This window comes from Rudaeicoccus suwonensis (assembly GCF_007829035.1).
GTDB lineage: Bacteria > Actinomycetota > Actinomycetes > Actinomycetales > Dermatophilaceae > Rudaeicoccus > Rudaeicoccus suwonensis.
Window position 1 is genome coordinate 1,653,746 of record NZ_VIVQ01000001.1, and the last position, 12,903, is coordinate 1,666,648.

The window sequence follows — 12,903 nt, forward strand, 5'->3', positions numbered from 1 at the left end:
CTCGCTACGGTCTCGGGGTGTCCCTCACTCATGCGTTGCTGATCATGCTGGCCGGCATGGCAGCCGGTGGCATCAACACTGTTGTCGGCTCCGGCACACTGGTGACCTTTCCCACCCTGCTCGCGCTCGGATATCCCGCGGTCGCAGCCAACGTGTCCAACACCCTCGGCCTGGTCGCAGGCGGACTGTCGGGTTCATGGGGGTACCGCAAAGAGGTCTCGCAGAGCCGCGACCAACTGCGGCGTCTGGCGCCGATGTCGCTGGTGGGGGCGGTCGTCGGAGCGCTGCTGCTGATCTGGTTGCCGGCCTCGGCATTCAAAGCGATCGTTCCGATCTTGATCCTCATCGGCATCCTGCTGGTCCTCACCGGACCGGCGCTGCAGCGTCGCGCGTCCGCGCGCGCCTCGGCGGAGCCGACCGCCATGGAGCCTGCGGCAGCCGTCTCTGGCAACGGCCCCGCGACGTCCGAGCACCCGTCGGCAACCCGCCAGGTGCTGCTGGCCGTCGGTGTGTTCGGCGCCGGCATGTATGGCGGCTACTTCGGCGCCGCACAGGGCGTCCTGCTCATGGGGCTGTTGAGCGCCCTGCTCAGTGCACCGCTGCAGCGGCTCAACGGGATCAAGAACGTCCTGGGCACCGTCGTCAACGGGGTGGCAGCGGTGACCTTCCTGGTGGTCGCGATCCACCAGGTGCGCTGGGAGGTCGCGGCGCTCATCGCGGTCGGCTCACTGATCGGTGGCGTGATCGGGGCCAAGGTGGGTCGCCGCCTGCCGCCATGGGCATTGCGCGGTTTCATCGTGCTCATCGGTGTCATCGCGATCGTGCAACTGCTGCGGTGATCGGACACCTGCCTCTCGCGGTCTTCCTCACCCTCGGCATGGTGGTGGCACTGGGCGCCTGCGTTCAATCGGTCGTCGGGTTCGGGCTGGCGGTGGTCGCAGCGCCGTTCGTCGTCGTGCTCGAGCCGCACCTGATGCCCGCGGCACTGCTGGTGACCAGCCTGGCGTTGCCATCATGGGAGTTGCTGACCGGCGACCGCGACATCGCCTGGCGACCGTGGTGCTTCGCCATCGGGGGCCGGGTATTGCTCATGCCGGTCGGCGTGTGGTTGGTGACGTGGGCACCCACGTCGCTCATCGCAGTCATCGTCGGGGCCATGGTGCTGGTGGCGGTGGCCGCCTCGATTTCTCGCATCGACGTCCGGCCCACTCCCGCTTCATCAGCGCTCGCCGGGGTGATCACGGGCGTGTCGGGGACGGCAGCGTCCATCGGCGGTCCCTTCTTCGCGCTGGTCCTGCAGCACGAGCGACCGAGTCGGATCCGCTCCACCCTCGCGCTGTTCTTCGTCGTGGGCGCTTCCAGCGCGCTCACCGGCCTCGCGGTGGCAGGCCACGTGGACGCCACCCAACTGAAGGTCGGGCTGGCATGGATTCCGTTCGTGCTGCTGGGGACTGCGATCGCGCGCCCGTTGCGGTCGCGGGTGGATGCTGCGCGAATGCGGCGTCTGGTGCTGGCCCTCGCAACGGTGGCCGGCGTAGGAGTCATCCTCCTCACAGTCGTGTCCTAGCCTGCTCGACACCTGCCTGGGCTACCCTCCTGCTTGTCATGTGTCCAAGATCCGCCCACGTCCGCGACGTCGTGTCCTATCTGCCCGCTCCTGTTGCGAGCCCTGATCGTGTGCAGGTGACTGATCAGGGCTCGGTCTTCGCTGCGCTGGTACGCGCGCACGGTCTGCCGGACTGGGTCTTTGAGCCGGTGCCGCGCACGCCGGCCAATGGTCTGGCCACGGCGTCCGTCGGATCCTGGTCGTCGCCCGCACCGGAGGCGCCGCAACGCACGGTGGCTACGCCGGTCGAGCGGCATACATCGCCGGCGCCGTCCACGTCGGTCGATCAGTCATTGGTGCTGGGTGTCCGCACGCGCCTGGCACATGCTGCGCCGCACGCCTTCGCCTCGGTCGTAGAGCAATTGCTGACCTGCCTGGGTTATCGCATGCCGACAGGTATGACGAGCGGTGGCGAGGCAGCCAGGCCGTTCGTCGAGGTCGCGGTCGTGCGTGATCCGCTCGGACTGGACCGTGCGCTGTTGCGCGCGGTGCAGCTTCCCGTTGGATGGTCGATCGACCGCGGCGCAGTGCGCGATCTGCTGACCACCGTCCGGGCCGGTCAGGTGAGGCGGACGGTCATGCTGACGACCGGTGTCTTCTCCGAGGACGCCCGTGACGCCGCGGCGGAGGCGGACCGGGATGTGGTGCTGATCGACGGCACCGAGCTCGCGACCTTGATGGTAGGCCAGGGGCTCGGGGTGCGGAATGCGGCCACGCCGACCGTGCAACTGGTGGACGACAGCTTCTTCACCTCCGACTGATCCAACCGCGTGCATCAGTCGGAGTCGGCGCGAATCTAAGCTTGCTGACCGTGCCCGTCATCGAGATCACCGACCCGCGCGACGTGCGGGTCCGCGACTACTTCGACCTGACCGACGTCGCGCTCCGCCGCCGGTTGGAACCCGAGGGTGGGCTATATCTGGCCGAGAGCGAGAAGGTGATCCGGCGGGCACTTGGGGCCGGGCATCGGCCGCGCTCCTACCTGATGGGCCGGCGCTGGCTGACCGACCTGTCGGACGTGGTCGCCGCGGCCGACCGCGACGGTGTCCCGGTGTATGTCGCAGAGGCATCCGTCATCGAGGCGATGACCGGATTCCACCTGCACCGAGGGGCGCTCGCCTCGATGCACCGCCCGGCGCTGCCGTCATACCTCGACCTGGTCGAGCATGCGCGCCGGGTGCTGGTGTTGGAGGACATCGTCGATCACACGAACGTGGGTGCGATCTTCCGTTCGGCGGCGGCGTTGGGCGCGGACGCCGTTCTGGTGACGCCGCGATGCGCGGATCCGCTCTACCGGCGCAGCGTTCGTGTGTCGATGGGGACGGTCTTCCAGGTGCCATGGACCAGAATCGAACCGTGGCCAGCTGCCGCGGAAAGCCTTCGGCAGCAAGGTTTTTCGGTCGCGTCGCTGGCACTGTCCGCAGACGCGGTCAGCCTGGACGAATTGGTCGCCCATCCGGTCGAGCGGCTTGCAATGGTGCTCGGAACCGAAGGTGACGGGTTGTCCCGCCGCACCCTGGAGGCCAGTGACCTGGTCGTCAAGATCCCGATGGCAGGCGGCGTCGACTCCCTCAACGTCGCAGCGGCGACTGCTCTGGTGCTGTGGGCAACACGCCCGGTGACCCCGCCGGGTGGGGTCGATTCCCCTGCACTGCACTAGTTTCGAGGTGTCCGGCCGCAGCGGGTGGCCGTGGCGGAAGGATGAGTCATGGATACCAGCACGTGGTGGATCATCATCGGCATCGTCGTGGTCGTCGTCGTCCTTGCCGTGATCGGTGTCGCGATGCGCAAGCGCAGCGACAACTACCGTCGAACCGCAGCTCACGACCTGCGCGAGCGGGCCAAGGCGGGCGAGCAGACCGTAGCCACGACTCAGTCGCAGGCGCAGGACGCCGCTGCGGCTGCTGAACAGGCCCGGATCGCCGCTGAACAGCAACGCCAGCAGGCAGAGGCACTGGCCGCCGACGCGGAGCAGAAACGGCAGACCGCCGAGGCCGTCCAGCGCGACCACGACGAGACGCTGCGCAAGGCGGATGCGCTCGACCCCGATGTGCCGACCGACCGCGACGGCAATCGAGTGGTGGGCTCCGGGTCGGGTCGTGGTGGCGACAGCGTCGCGGATCCGATCACCGGCGTGCCGGTGGAGGACGCCGTGCGTGAACCAGTCGTGGCTCATCACGACGATGTCGCGACGCAGCACGAGGCCCCGACGCAGAACGTTGCCCCACAGGAAACTGCCTCCCCTGCAGTCGCGGCGCCGATCGCCCACGACGCGCACGCCCACCCGGATGAAGTCTCCGAAGGCGCCGCGTCCGGTGGTGGTTACCGCACCGGCCAGGACGAAGGTGAACTTCGCCGGGACGAGGGTGACGCGGGAGCGCGGACCAGCATGGATCAGGGCGAGTTCCGCCGGGGCCTGCACGAGGAGGGCGATGCTCGCACCGGGATGGACCAGGGTGAGTTCTACCGCGAACAAATGGGGGTCACCGCACCGGTCACCGGCATGGATCAGGGCCAGTTCCACCGCGACGAGGAGACCGCCGACGACGAAGCACCCGCTGCCGATGCGCCGAACGGCGATGAGTCAGGACACACCCGCCGCAGCTGGCGGAACCGGTCCCAGGACTGATCCGCGGAGGCGCACTGCGGCTCCGACTCGCTCCACGTGTGAGTCGGAGCCGCAGTGCCGTCCAGTGGCCCGGTCAGCTCGCCTGGTACGTCGCGACGATCACGCCACGCGCCAGGAGTTGCCCGAGCGCATTGAAGCTGAGGAAGGTCGGCGTCGCGGAGGCGTCGACCGCCAGCGGGTCGCCACCGATGGCGTGCACCGCGAAGTAGTAACGGTGGGCGCGATCGCCGGGCGGGGGAGCAGCACCGTCATACCCGGCGTTGCCGAAGTCGTTGCGGACGCACACCGCTCCCTCTGGAAGACCTGCACCGTCCGCCGTGCCGGCGCCCGCGGGCAGGTTGGTGACCGATGCCGGGATGTTGCCGATCGCCCAGTGCCAGAAGCCGGCCGGGGTCGGGGCATCCGGGTCGAAACACGTCACGACGTATGACGTGGTGCCCTCCGGAGCGCCGGACCACGACAGCTGCGGGGAGGTGTTGCCGCCGTTGTAGGGCTCCCCGTCGAAGACCTGCGCGTCGGGCAGTGTGCTGCCGTCTGTGAACGAGTCGCTGGTCACCGTCATCGACGGTGTCGCGGGAAGAAGCGAGTAGGGGTCGGGAGCCATCGGGCGGTCAAGATCCATGACAGCCAACCTATCCCCGCGACAGGTCTTCGCTCAGCGTGACGTGACCATCGTCGCGAGCAGCCGTCGCAACTCCCGGGCCGGATCGTCGGTGACACCACCGTGGATCGGGCCGGGCTGAAGGACGGTCGAGCGTGGGGCGCTCAGCCAGCCGAAACGTTGCCGCAGTGTCGGCAGATCCGGTCGTCCAGGCGCAGCCTCGCCCCGGCACACCGCATCGACACCGGTCAGGCAGGATGCAAGGCCCGCGAGATCGATACCGGGCGAAAAGGCTTGCAAAAGTAGCGGATTCACGTCGTGTTCGGCCGCCAGGAAGTCGCCCATCTGGCTGTAGAGCACGACGCCGACGTTGAGGTACTCCTCGCGCTCGACTGCCGGAACGCAGCGCAGCACGACGTACTGATAACCAAGGCTCATCGCGGTGACCACGCCTCCGGATTCGCCAGGCGGGCAACGAGATTCGCGATGTATGCCGCACGCACCGACTCCGCGTCCGGCAGGTCGGCAGTGGGCTCCAACCATGCGTCGGGCACTTGGGCGACGACCTCTGTCAGCAAGCCGGTGGTGACCAGCGTGCTGAGTCGGTCGTGCGCCGAAGGCAGATCGGTCACAACGCCGCGCATGATGTGCGTAGAACTGTCGAACGGCTGCGCCGCGAAACGCTCCGGATGCGACCCACGCGACGGCCACGAATGATGGAAGTACAGCGCCGCACCGTGGTCGATGCACCACGTGTCACCGTGCCAACGCAGCAGATTCGGATTCGCCGGCGTGCGGTCCACATTGGCTGTGAACGCGTCGAGCCACATGATCGTGGCGGCTTCGTCGGCACTCGGCGGATGCTCGCCGTCATACCCGAAGGCACCGGGCAGGAAGTCGACCGCGAGGTTGAGCCCGACACTGGCGGTGAGCAGGTCCTGGACTTCTTCGTCGGCCTCGTAGCGCGCGATCTGCTCGGGCACCTCGATGACCTTCAGCTGCGGCACCTTCAGGCCGAGCGCACGGGCGAGTTCACCGACGATGACCTCGGCCACCAACACCTTCAGGCCCTGGCCCGCGCCGCGGAACTTCACCACCCACGTGCCGAAGTCGTCGCCCTCCATGACGCCCGGCAGAGACCCGCCCTCGCGCAGCGGGGTGACGAACCGGATCGCCTCAATGGTCTCAAGCACGTGCCGACCCTAGTAGCTGGCGACGTGGACTGTGGTCACCGCTGGTGGTCACTGCTCGTGGGCACGCAACTGGTTCATCAGCAGGGTGTAGGACAACTGACGCTCGACGGCATCGTGGATGTTCGTGGTCACCATCAGTTCGTCGGCACCGCACGCCTCAGCGCGTGCGGTGACACCAGCAGCGACGCGTTCCGGCGTGCCGATGGTGGTGAATCGCGCGAAGCTCGACGCCATCGATTCCTCGAGGTCGGACCACTCGTGCGCGGCGGCCTCCTGCGGCGAAGGCAGCGGGCCAGGACGGTTCTGCCGCAGCCGCACCATCGACAGCGCGGCGGCACGCCCGAGTTCGGCTGTATGCTCTTGGGTTTCGGCGGTGATGGCGGCAACGGCGAGCATGCTGTGCGGTTCTTCCAGGCTGCCGGGACGGCCGTTGGGGCGGAAGTTGCTGCGGTAGGCGTCGAAGGCCTCCGCGGGGTCGGCGTCACCGAAGTGGCCGGCGAAGGCAAAGGCCGTGCCGAGAAGGCCGGCGGCTTGTGCGCCATACAGACTCGAACCGAGAATCCAGATCGGCGGCAGCGGAACGTCATTCGGCTGTGCGCTGATCGGGGCGAACGGGTGGTCGGCGGGGAAGCCGTCGACATACGCCATGAGCTCGGCGAACTGTTGCGGAAAATCGTTGGCGCTCAATGCTTCCCGACTTCTGCGCAGGGTCAGTGCGGTCAGCTGGTCGGTGCCGGGTGCCCGTCCGATGCCCAGGTCGACGCGCCCGGGATGCAGGGCTTCGAGCACCCGGAATGCCTCGGCCACCTGCAGCGGCGAGTGGTTCGGCAGCATGATGCCGCCCGCACCGACCCGGATGGTGCTCGTCGCGGCTGCGACGCTCGCGATCATCACGATGGGGGAGGAACTCGCGACGCTGGGGATGTTGTGATGTTCCGCAACCCAGAAGCGCTGGTAGCCAAGGGCTTCGGTGTGTCGGGCCAGCGCGATCGTCTCGTTGAGCGCGTCGGCGCCGGAGCGACCCGAGGAGATGGGGGACAGGTCGAGCACGGAGATCGGCAGGGAGATGGCAGCTGTCACGTCCTGTGCAACAGTCCGGTCGCGCTACATCATCCCGATCAGGATCCACAGCTTCCACCGGCCGTCACTGTCACCGGTCCGGCGAATAATCGAAAGCATGACGAACTCGATGCATGCGATCCCCGGCAGTCACCGCGAAGCCGTCGGCACAGCCATCGGCCAGGTCGACCCGACGACAGTGGTCGAGGCGACGCTCGTGCTGCGTCGCCCCGGTCAGGCGCCACCGGCCGACGCACCTGCTCTGAGCCGGGAGGAGTTCGCCCAGACGTATGCCGCAGCTCCCGCCGACATCGAGGCGGTCACCGACACGCTGGCGCCGCTCGGCGTCACGGTCGTCTCGCACAACGCCGCGGCACGCACCGTTCGGGTGCGCGGAACGGCAGCCGCGATCGGCGAGGCCTTCGGCGTCCAGTTGCAGACCACCGAGCTGCCCGACGGGCGTCGACAGGAGCGGATGCGCAGCGGTGAGATCTACGTGCCGCAGGCTCTTGCCGACATCGTCGTGGCAGTGCTGGGTCTGGACGATCGCGAGCAGGCACGGCACATGTCACAAGTGGCAACAGCCGACGCCGTTGCCACGAGTTTCACGCCGCTGCAACTCGCCTCGATCTATTCGATGCCCGAGGCCGACGGGGCAGGCGAGACGATCGCGATCATCGAGCTGGGTGGCGGGTTCGCCCAGAGCGATCTCGACCACTACTTCGGCGGCTTGAAGCTGACGACGCCCAAGGTCACCGCGGTCGGTGTCGACGGCGGCACGAACGTCGCTGGGCAGGCGCCGAACGGCGCCGACGGCGAGGTGCTGCTGGACATCGAGGTCTCCGGCGCGATCGCACCGGGGGCCGACATCCTGGTGTATTTCGCACCCAACACGGACGCGGGCTTTCTGGATGCGATCACCACCGCGGCACAGGCCGAGCCGACTCCGACCGCCATGAGCATCAGCTGGGGTCAGAGCGAGGACCAGTGGACCGCGCAGGCGCGCACCGCGATGGACGACGCCATCGCCGACGCGGTCGCGCTGGGTGTGACGGTCACGGTTGCCGCGGGTGACAACGGCAGCGGCGACAACGACACCACCGGTGGCTCGGTGCACGTGGATTTCCCAGCGTCGAGCCCGCACGCGCTCGCCTGCGGCGGTACCTCACTGAAGGCCGACGGTACGACCGTGGTGAGCGAAACAGTCTGGAACGACGGCACGTCCGGCGGTGCGACCGGCGGCGGCGTCAGCGACGTCTTCCCGCTGCCGAGTTGGCAGGCCGACGTCGGCGTGCCCGAGCGCAGCGGGACCACCACCTCGGGTCGAGGGGTGCCCGATGTCGCGGGCGACGCCGACCCGCAGACCGGCTACCAGGTGTATGTCGACGGCCAGGCGATGGTGATCGGTGGCACGAGCGCGGTCGCGCCGCTCTGGGCGGGGCTCGTTGCGCGGATCGCCCAGCTGACCGGCAAACGCCTGGGTCTGCTGCAACCGACGCTGTATTCCGGGGTTGTCGCAGGCACCGCGGCGAAAGCCGTGCGAGACATCACGACCGGCAACAACGGCGCGTATGCCGCGGGTCCGGGCTGGGACGCGTGCACCGGACTCGGCGTTCCGGACGCTGCCACGGCGACCGCTTTCGGCGGCACCGCCTGAGCATTGGGAGGTGCTGTCGAGAACGATTGCCGAGAACGATTGCACCGCGACAACACGCGTCAGCTGTCCGAAAGGTGCAACGCGGCGCTGAGTTGCCGGTCCACGTCGGCGTGGCCTGATCGATGATCGATCCGCTTCGCGCCGCGACGGCACCAGTACAACGCCGTGCGTCCCTTCACCGGGTCGCGGTGGTGCGGGTCGGCACCGTGTGCCAACAGATGCGACACCGAGGCGGCACGGCCACGCTCGGCGGCGAGTCGCAATGCCTGCCGGCCGAATTCGCGATCCTCGCCGTCGATGGGCACGCCGCTCCCGAGCAAGGCGTCGACCGCCTCGAGGCGTTCGTGATCTGCCGCCATGATGAGCGCGAGCAACCGTTGCTGACGCGGCTGCCCGCGCAGGTCCCAGCCGGTCAGGTCTCCGACGGCGGCCGCCAGCGGCAGGCTGTCGTATGACGCTCCGGCGTGCACGAGCAGGTCGAGGACACCGCTCATGCCGAAGACGGCCGCGTGGGTGAGCGCCGACGCGTTCGGAACGCCTCCGGCATCCGGTGTAGAGAGCCGTTCGAGATCGGCTCCAGCTGCGATGAGCACGTGCGCGACCTCGGTGTCTCCGTAACTGGCAGCCGTGATCAACGGCGTCTCGCGGTCACCGGGACCACCGTTAAGCGGCGCTCCCGCGGCGAGCAGCGCCTGCGCGATGCGCCCGGTGCCGGGCATGTCTCGCCATACGTTCTCGCCGACGGCACACCGCATCGAGGCGACGTACTGCAGCGGTCTGATGTCGCTGTGGTCGGACCACCCATGCAGCCGAGCGACGGCCAAGTCGGGATGCTGAGCGAGCAGAGCCGCGATGCGTGCCGGATCACGGCTGTCGAGGAGGACCCGACGCTCGACCTCGGCCATGAGACGCGGCCAGCTGGTGAAGCCGTAGTCCCGGGCAATGGTGCGTTGCGCGGTGTTGAGATCGAGTGACTCAAGCACCGCGGTGCCGTCCTTGGCCGCGGCAAGCAGGTCCTTGGCCTGCCGTCGCAGGTGGTCCGGATGCGGTCGCGGGGGCAGCTTGGACACGATGTCTCCTTCGCGTTCCGGTGGTCCGCGTCCCGGCACGAGGAGAGGTCGGTCTGAACGACGTGCTCCTGCAATCAGAGGTGAACTCTGTTCTGCCCGCGGACCCGGATGCGCCCTCTCGCGCGGAGTTCACGATAGCCAGCGGGTCGAGACGGCGTCCAGCGTAGGGTTCCGTCGCATGGAACCTCTCTACGACGGTGTAGTCCGCTTCGCGCTGGGTGTCTTCGCCGCGCAGGGCATCAAGTTCACCCGCATCGGTTCGGAGAACATCCCCAGGAGCGGCGGCGCCGTCATCGCGATGAACCACATCAGCTATTTCGACTTCGCCTATGCCGGTTATCCGGCCAAGGATCGTGGCCGGTTGGTGCGTTTCATGGCCAAGAAGGAGGTCTTCCACCACCCGGTGATGGGGCCGCTGATGAAGGGGATGCATCACATCCCGGTTGACCGCGCCGCCGGTGCTGCGGCATACAAAAGTGCCGTCGACGCCTTGCGCCGCGGCGAACTCATCGGGGTGTTCCCCGAGACGACCATCTCGCGCTCGTTCGAGTTGCGGGACTTCAAATCCGGTGCGGTGCGTATGGCGCAGGAGGCAGGCGTCCCCGTCATACCGATGATCCTGTGGGGGTCGCAGCGCGTCTGGACCAAGGATCATCGCAAGACGCTCGGCCGCTCCAAGGTGCCGGTGACGATCACCACCGGCGAACCGATCGAGATCCCGGACGGGTCGGATGTCACCGATCAGACCGAGCACCTGCACAAGGTGATGGAGGCCATGCTGCACACCGCGCAGGAGTCGTATCCGACGTTGTCCGGCGACGATCTGAAATACCTTCCGGCACGACTGGGTGGCACGGCTCCCACGCCGGAGGAGGCGGTGGAGCTCGACGCGGCCGAGGCGCAACGCAAGGCTGATTCGCGGGTTGCCAAGCGCGGCAACGGCCGGAACTGACCGGTGGCGGGGGAGGCCACACGGTCAGTCGAGGAGGTCGCCGCCTCGGTGCTGGCGCTGCTGGCCGGGCCAGGCGCGGAGCTGCGCGAGGGGCAACTCGAGGCGCTGCAGGCACTGACCCAGCCAGGGTCGCGCGTGCTGGTCGTGCAGGCCACCGGCTGGGGCAAGTCGGCGGTCTACTGGATCGCGACCGCCTGGGCACGCCGACAGGGTCACGGCCCGACGCTGGTGGTGTCACCGCTGTTGTCGCTGATGCGCGATCAGGTGGCAGCTGCCGCCCGGGCGGGTCTGCGCGCCGCGGCGATCAACAGCTCCAACGTCGACTCGTGGCAGCAGATCGAAGCTGATGTCTCGGCGAATCTCGTTGACGTTCTTTTGGTTTCGCCCGAACGTCTCGCGAACCCCGGCTTTGGAGCGCGGGTGCTGGAGGGCTTCGCGGGTCGACTCGGGCTGGTGGTCATCGACGAGGCGCACTCGGTGTCGGACTGGGGCCACGACTTCCGCCCCGACTACCGCCGGGTCACCGACGTGCTGCGCCGCCTGAATCCCGCGACACCGGTCCTCGCCACCACGGCGACGGCGAACGCGCGCGTCGTCACCGACCTGGCTGCCCAGTTCGGCGAAGACACCGTGGTCCTGCGCGGGCCGCTGGCTCGATCGAGTCTGCAACTGGCGGTCGTGGCACCGATGGGGGCATTGGAGCGGTACGCCTGGGTCGTCGACCAACTGCCGGACCTGCCGGGATCCGGCATCATCTACACGCTCACGGTGGCCGACGCCGAGCGTCTGGCCCATGCGCTGCAGGTGCGGTATGCCGATGCCCCGGGCCTGCAGGTTGCGGCATACACCGGGGCATTGGACGGTGACGATCGCGAGCGTCTCGAGGAAGACCTGCGGCACAACCGGGTGAAGGCGCTGGTGGCGACGTCGGCGCTCGGAATGGGGTACGACAAGCCGGATCTCGGCTTCGTCGTGCATGTCGGCGCGCCGCCGTCGCCGGTGTCGTACTACCAGCAGGTCGGTCGCGCCGGGCGTGCGATCGACCACGCTCTGGTCGCACTGCTTCCGTCCGGTGGTGACGACGGGATCTGGGATTACTTCGCGACCGCGACGATCCCGAAGGAGTCTCAGGTCCGCAGTCTGCTCGACGTGCTCGGCACGGCGACGGCCCCGATGTCGGTACCAGCGCTCGAGGCCGAGACCGGGCTGCGGCGGACCCGTGTCGAGTTGCTGCTCAAGCAACTGGCCGTCGACGGGGTGACCGAACGCTCCAGCGACGGCTGGCTGGCCACGGGCAAAACCTGGACCTACGACCGGGATCACTACGACGGTGTGCTCGCGGTGCGACGCCACGAAGCCGACATCATGCGCTCGTATGTCGCCGGCTCCCGTTGCCTGATGCAGTTGTTGCAGCTGTCCCTCGACGACCCCGATGCGGCACCCTGTGGACGTTGCTCGGTCTGCCTCGGCCACCTGCCGTCCCCGTTGCGCGAGAGCCCGGATGCACAGACCGTCGCCGCGGTGCGGCAGTTGTTGCGTCAGGAGCAGCATGTCCTGGAGCCGCGCAAGATGTGGCCCGGCGGTGCGTTCGGAGCACGTGGCCGAATTCCCGCAGGCATGGCAGCGGAACCCGGTCGCGTGCTTGTGCATGCAGATGCCGCGGAGTGGGCCGATCTGCTGGCCGGTCCGTTGAGCACAGACGGGGCCGCACCACAGGATCTGCTGGACGCATGTGTCGGGGTCCTGCACCAGTGGCGCAGCGAGTGGGCGAGTCGCCCGACGCTCGTCGTGGGTCTGCCCGCCGCGGGGTTGTCGCACCTGGTGTCGGAGGTGCAGGCGCATCTGGCGAACGTTGGGCGACTCGCGCAGGCACCGTGGCCGATCGACAGACCTGACATCAGCGACCTCACCTCCTCGGATGAAGCGGCTGTATGGCGAAAGACGTTCGCGCAGAGCGAGATTCCGCAGGTGCTCGCAGAGGTGGTCCTGCTGGTCGTCGACGAGTCGTCGTCGGGGTGGGCCGTCACCGTCGCGGCTGCGACACTGCGCGAAGCGGGTGCCGAGATGGTGCTGCCGCTGTTGATCCACCGCCGCATCGGCTGACCCTCAGGCGGCGCCCACGGGCGACCGCTACCG

Annotated in this window: 13 protein-coding genes; 8 read left to right on the forward strand and 5 right to left on the reverse strand. The window is 68.2% G+C overall.

The window, feature by feature from the left end:
* Positions 1–17: 17 nt before the first annotated feature.
* The 5 genes from BKA23_RS07555 to BKA23_RS07575 are packed head-to-tail and all read left to right on the forward strand — an operon-like array spanning position 18 to position 4,235.
* On the forward strand, positions 18–839 hold the full coding sequence (locus tag BKA23_RS07555; RefSeq protein WP_145226921.1) for a sulfite exporter TauE/SafE family protein: 822 nt from the start codon (positions 18–20) through the stop codon (positions 837–839).
* Complete coding sequence (locus BKA23_RS07560) at positions 836–1,567, forward strand: sulfite exporter TauE/SafE family protein (RefSeq protein ID WP_170226414.1); 732 nt, start codon at positions 836–838, stop codon at positions 1,565–1,567. The genes BKA23_RS07555 and BKA23_RS07560 overlap by 4 nt, the downstream gene beginning before the upstream one ends.
* 38 nt (positions 1,568–1,605) lie before the next feature.
* On the forward strand, positions 1,606–2,367 hold the full coding sequence (locus BKA23_RS07565) for a restriction endonuclease (protein WP_170226415.1): 762 nt from the start codon (positions 1,606–1,608) through the stop codon (positions 2,365–2,367).
* 50 nt (positions 2,368–2,417) lie between these two features.
* The gene (locus tag BKA23_RS07570) at positions 2,418–3,266 is read left to right on the forward strand and encodes a TrmH family RNA methyltransferase (RefSeq protein WP_145226927.1); all 849 of its coding nucleotides are present in this window, start codon (positions 2,418–2,420) and stop codon (positions 3,264–3,266) included.
* 48 nt (positions 3,267–3,314) lie between these two features.
* Complete coding sequence (locus tag BKA23_RS07575; RefSeq protein WP_145226929.1) at positions 3,315–4,235, forward strand: hypothetical protein; 921 nt, start codon at positions 3,315–3,317, stop codon at positions 4,233–4,235.
* A gap of 73 nt (positions 4,236–4,308) precedes the next feature.
* Here the strand turns inward: BKA23_RS07575 and BKA23_RS07580 are convergent, their stop codons facing one another.
* The 4 genes from BKA23_RS07580 to BKA23_RS07595 are packed head-to-tail and all read right to left on the reverse strand — an operon-like array spanning position 4,309 to position 7,109.
* Positions 4,309–4,857, reverse strand: a complete 549-nt coding sequence (locus BKA23_RS07580) for a YbhB/YbcL family Raf kinase inhibitor-like protein (protein WP_145226931.1) — start codon at positions 4,855–4,857, stop codon at positions 4,309–4,311.
* A 33-nt stretch (positions 4,858–4,890) separates the two neighbouring features.
* Entirely contained in the window at positions 4,891–5,274 is a 384-nt protein-coding gene (locus tag BKA23_RS07585; protein WP_145226933.1) for a DUF3037 domain-containing protein, read from the reverse strand.
* Entirely contained in the window at positions 5,271–6,029 is a 759-nt protein-coding gene (locus BKA23_RS07590) for a HipA family kinase (RefSeq protein ID WP_145226935.1), read from the reverse strand. Before BKA23_RS07590 ends, BKA23_RS07585 begins: the two co-directional genes overlap by 4 nt.
* 48 nt (positions 6,030–6,077) lie before the next feature.
* Positions 6,078–7,109 carry an LLM class flavin-dependent oxidoreductase gene (locus tag BKA23_RS07595; protein ID WP_211841621.1) on the reverse strand — a complete coding sequence of 344 codons (1,032 nt, stop codon included), beginning with the start codon at positions 7,107–7,109 and terminating at the stop codon, positions 6,078–6,080.
* Between the two features lie 97 nt (positions 7,110–7,206).
* Here BKA23_RS07595 and BKA23_RS07600 point away from each other — a divergent pair, with 97 nt between their 5' ends.
* Positions 7,207–8,745, forward strand: a complete 1,539-nt coding sequence (locus BKA23_RS07600; protein WP_145226937.1) for a S53 family peptidase — start codon at positions 7,207–7,209, stop codon at positions 8,743–8,745.
* A 59-nt stretch (positions 8,746–8,804) separates the two neighbouring features.
* Here the strand turns inward: BKA23_RS07600 and BKA23_RS07605 are convergent, their stop codons facing one another.
* Positions 8,805–9,815, reverse strand: a complete 1,011-nt coding sequence (locus tag BKA23_RS07605) for an ankyrin repeat domain-containing protein (protein WP_145226939.1) — start codon at positions 9,813–9,815, stop codon at positions 8,805–8,807.
* Positions 9,816–9,993: 178 nt separating this feature from the next.
* Between BKA23_RS07605 and BKA23_RS07610 the strand changes: the two genes are divergently transcribed.
* Together BKA23_RS07610 and BKA23_RS07615 are read left to right on the forward strand one after the other, a co-directional pair.
* Positions 9,994–10,767 (forward strand): lysophospholipid acyltransferase family protein, encoded by a 774-nt coding sequence (locus BKA23_RS07610; RefSeq protein WP_145226941.1) that lies wholly within the window; start codon positions 9,994–9,996, stop codon positions 10,765–10,767.
* Between the two features lie 3 nt (positions 10,768–10,770).
* A complete protein-coding gene (locus BKA23_RS07615) occupies positions 10,771–12,870 on the forward strand; it encodes a RecQ family ATP-dependent DNA helicase (protein WP_145226943.1) in 2,100 nt (699 codons plus the stop codon).
* The last annotated feature ends 33 nt before the right edge of the window (positions 12,871–12,903 follow it).

Bases quoted from the DNA above. Each gene is read 5' to 3' on its own strand.
- BKA23_RS07565 (WP_170226415.1), top strand. From the start codon at position 1,606: ATGTGTCCAAGATCCGCCCACGTCCGCGACGTCGTGTCCTATCTGCCC.
- BKA23_RS07575 (WP_145226929.1), top strand. From the start codon at position 3,315: ATGGATACCAGCACGTGGTGGATCATCATCGGCATCGTCGTGGTCGTC.
- BKA23_RS07580 (WP_145226931.1), bottom strand. From the start codon at position 4,857: ATGGATCTTGACCGCCCGATGGCTCCCGACCCCTACTCGCTTCTTCCC.
- BKA23_RS07585 (WP_145226933.1), bottom strand. From the start codon at position 5,274: ATGAGCCTTGGTTATCAGTACGTCGTGCTGCGCTGCGTTCCGGCAGTC.
- BKA23_RS07600 (WP_145226937.1), top strand. From the start codon at position 7,207: ATGACGAACTCGATGCATGCGATCCCCGGCAGTCACCGCGAAGCCGTC.
- BKA23_RS07610 (WP_145226941.1), top strand. From the start codon at position 9,994: ATGGAACCTCTCTACGACGGTGTAGTCCGCTTCGCGCTGGGTGTCTTC.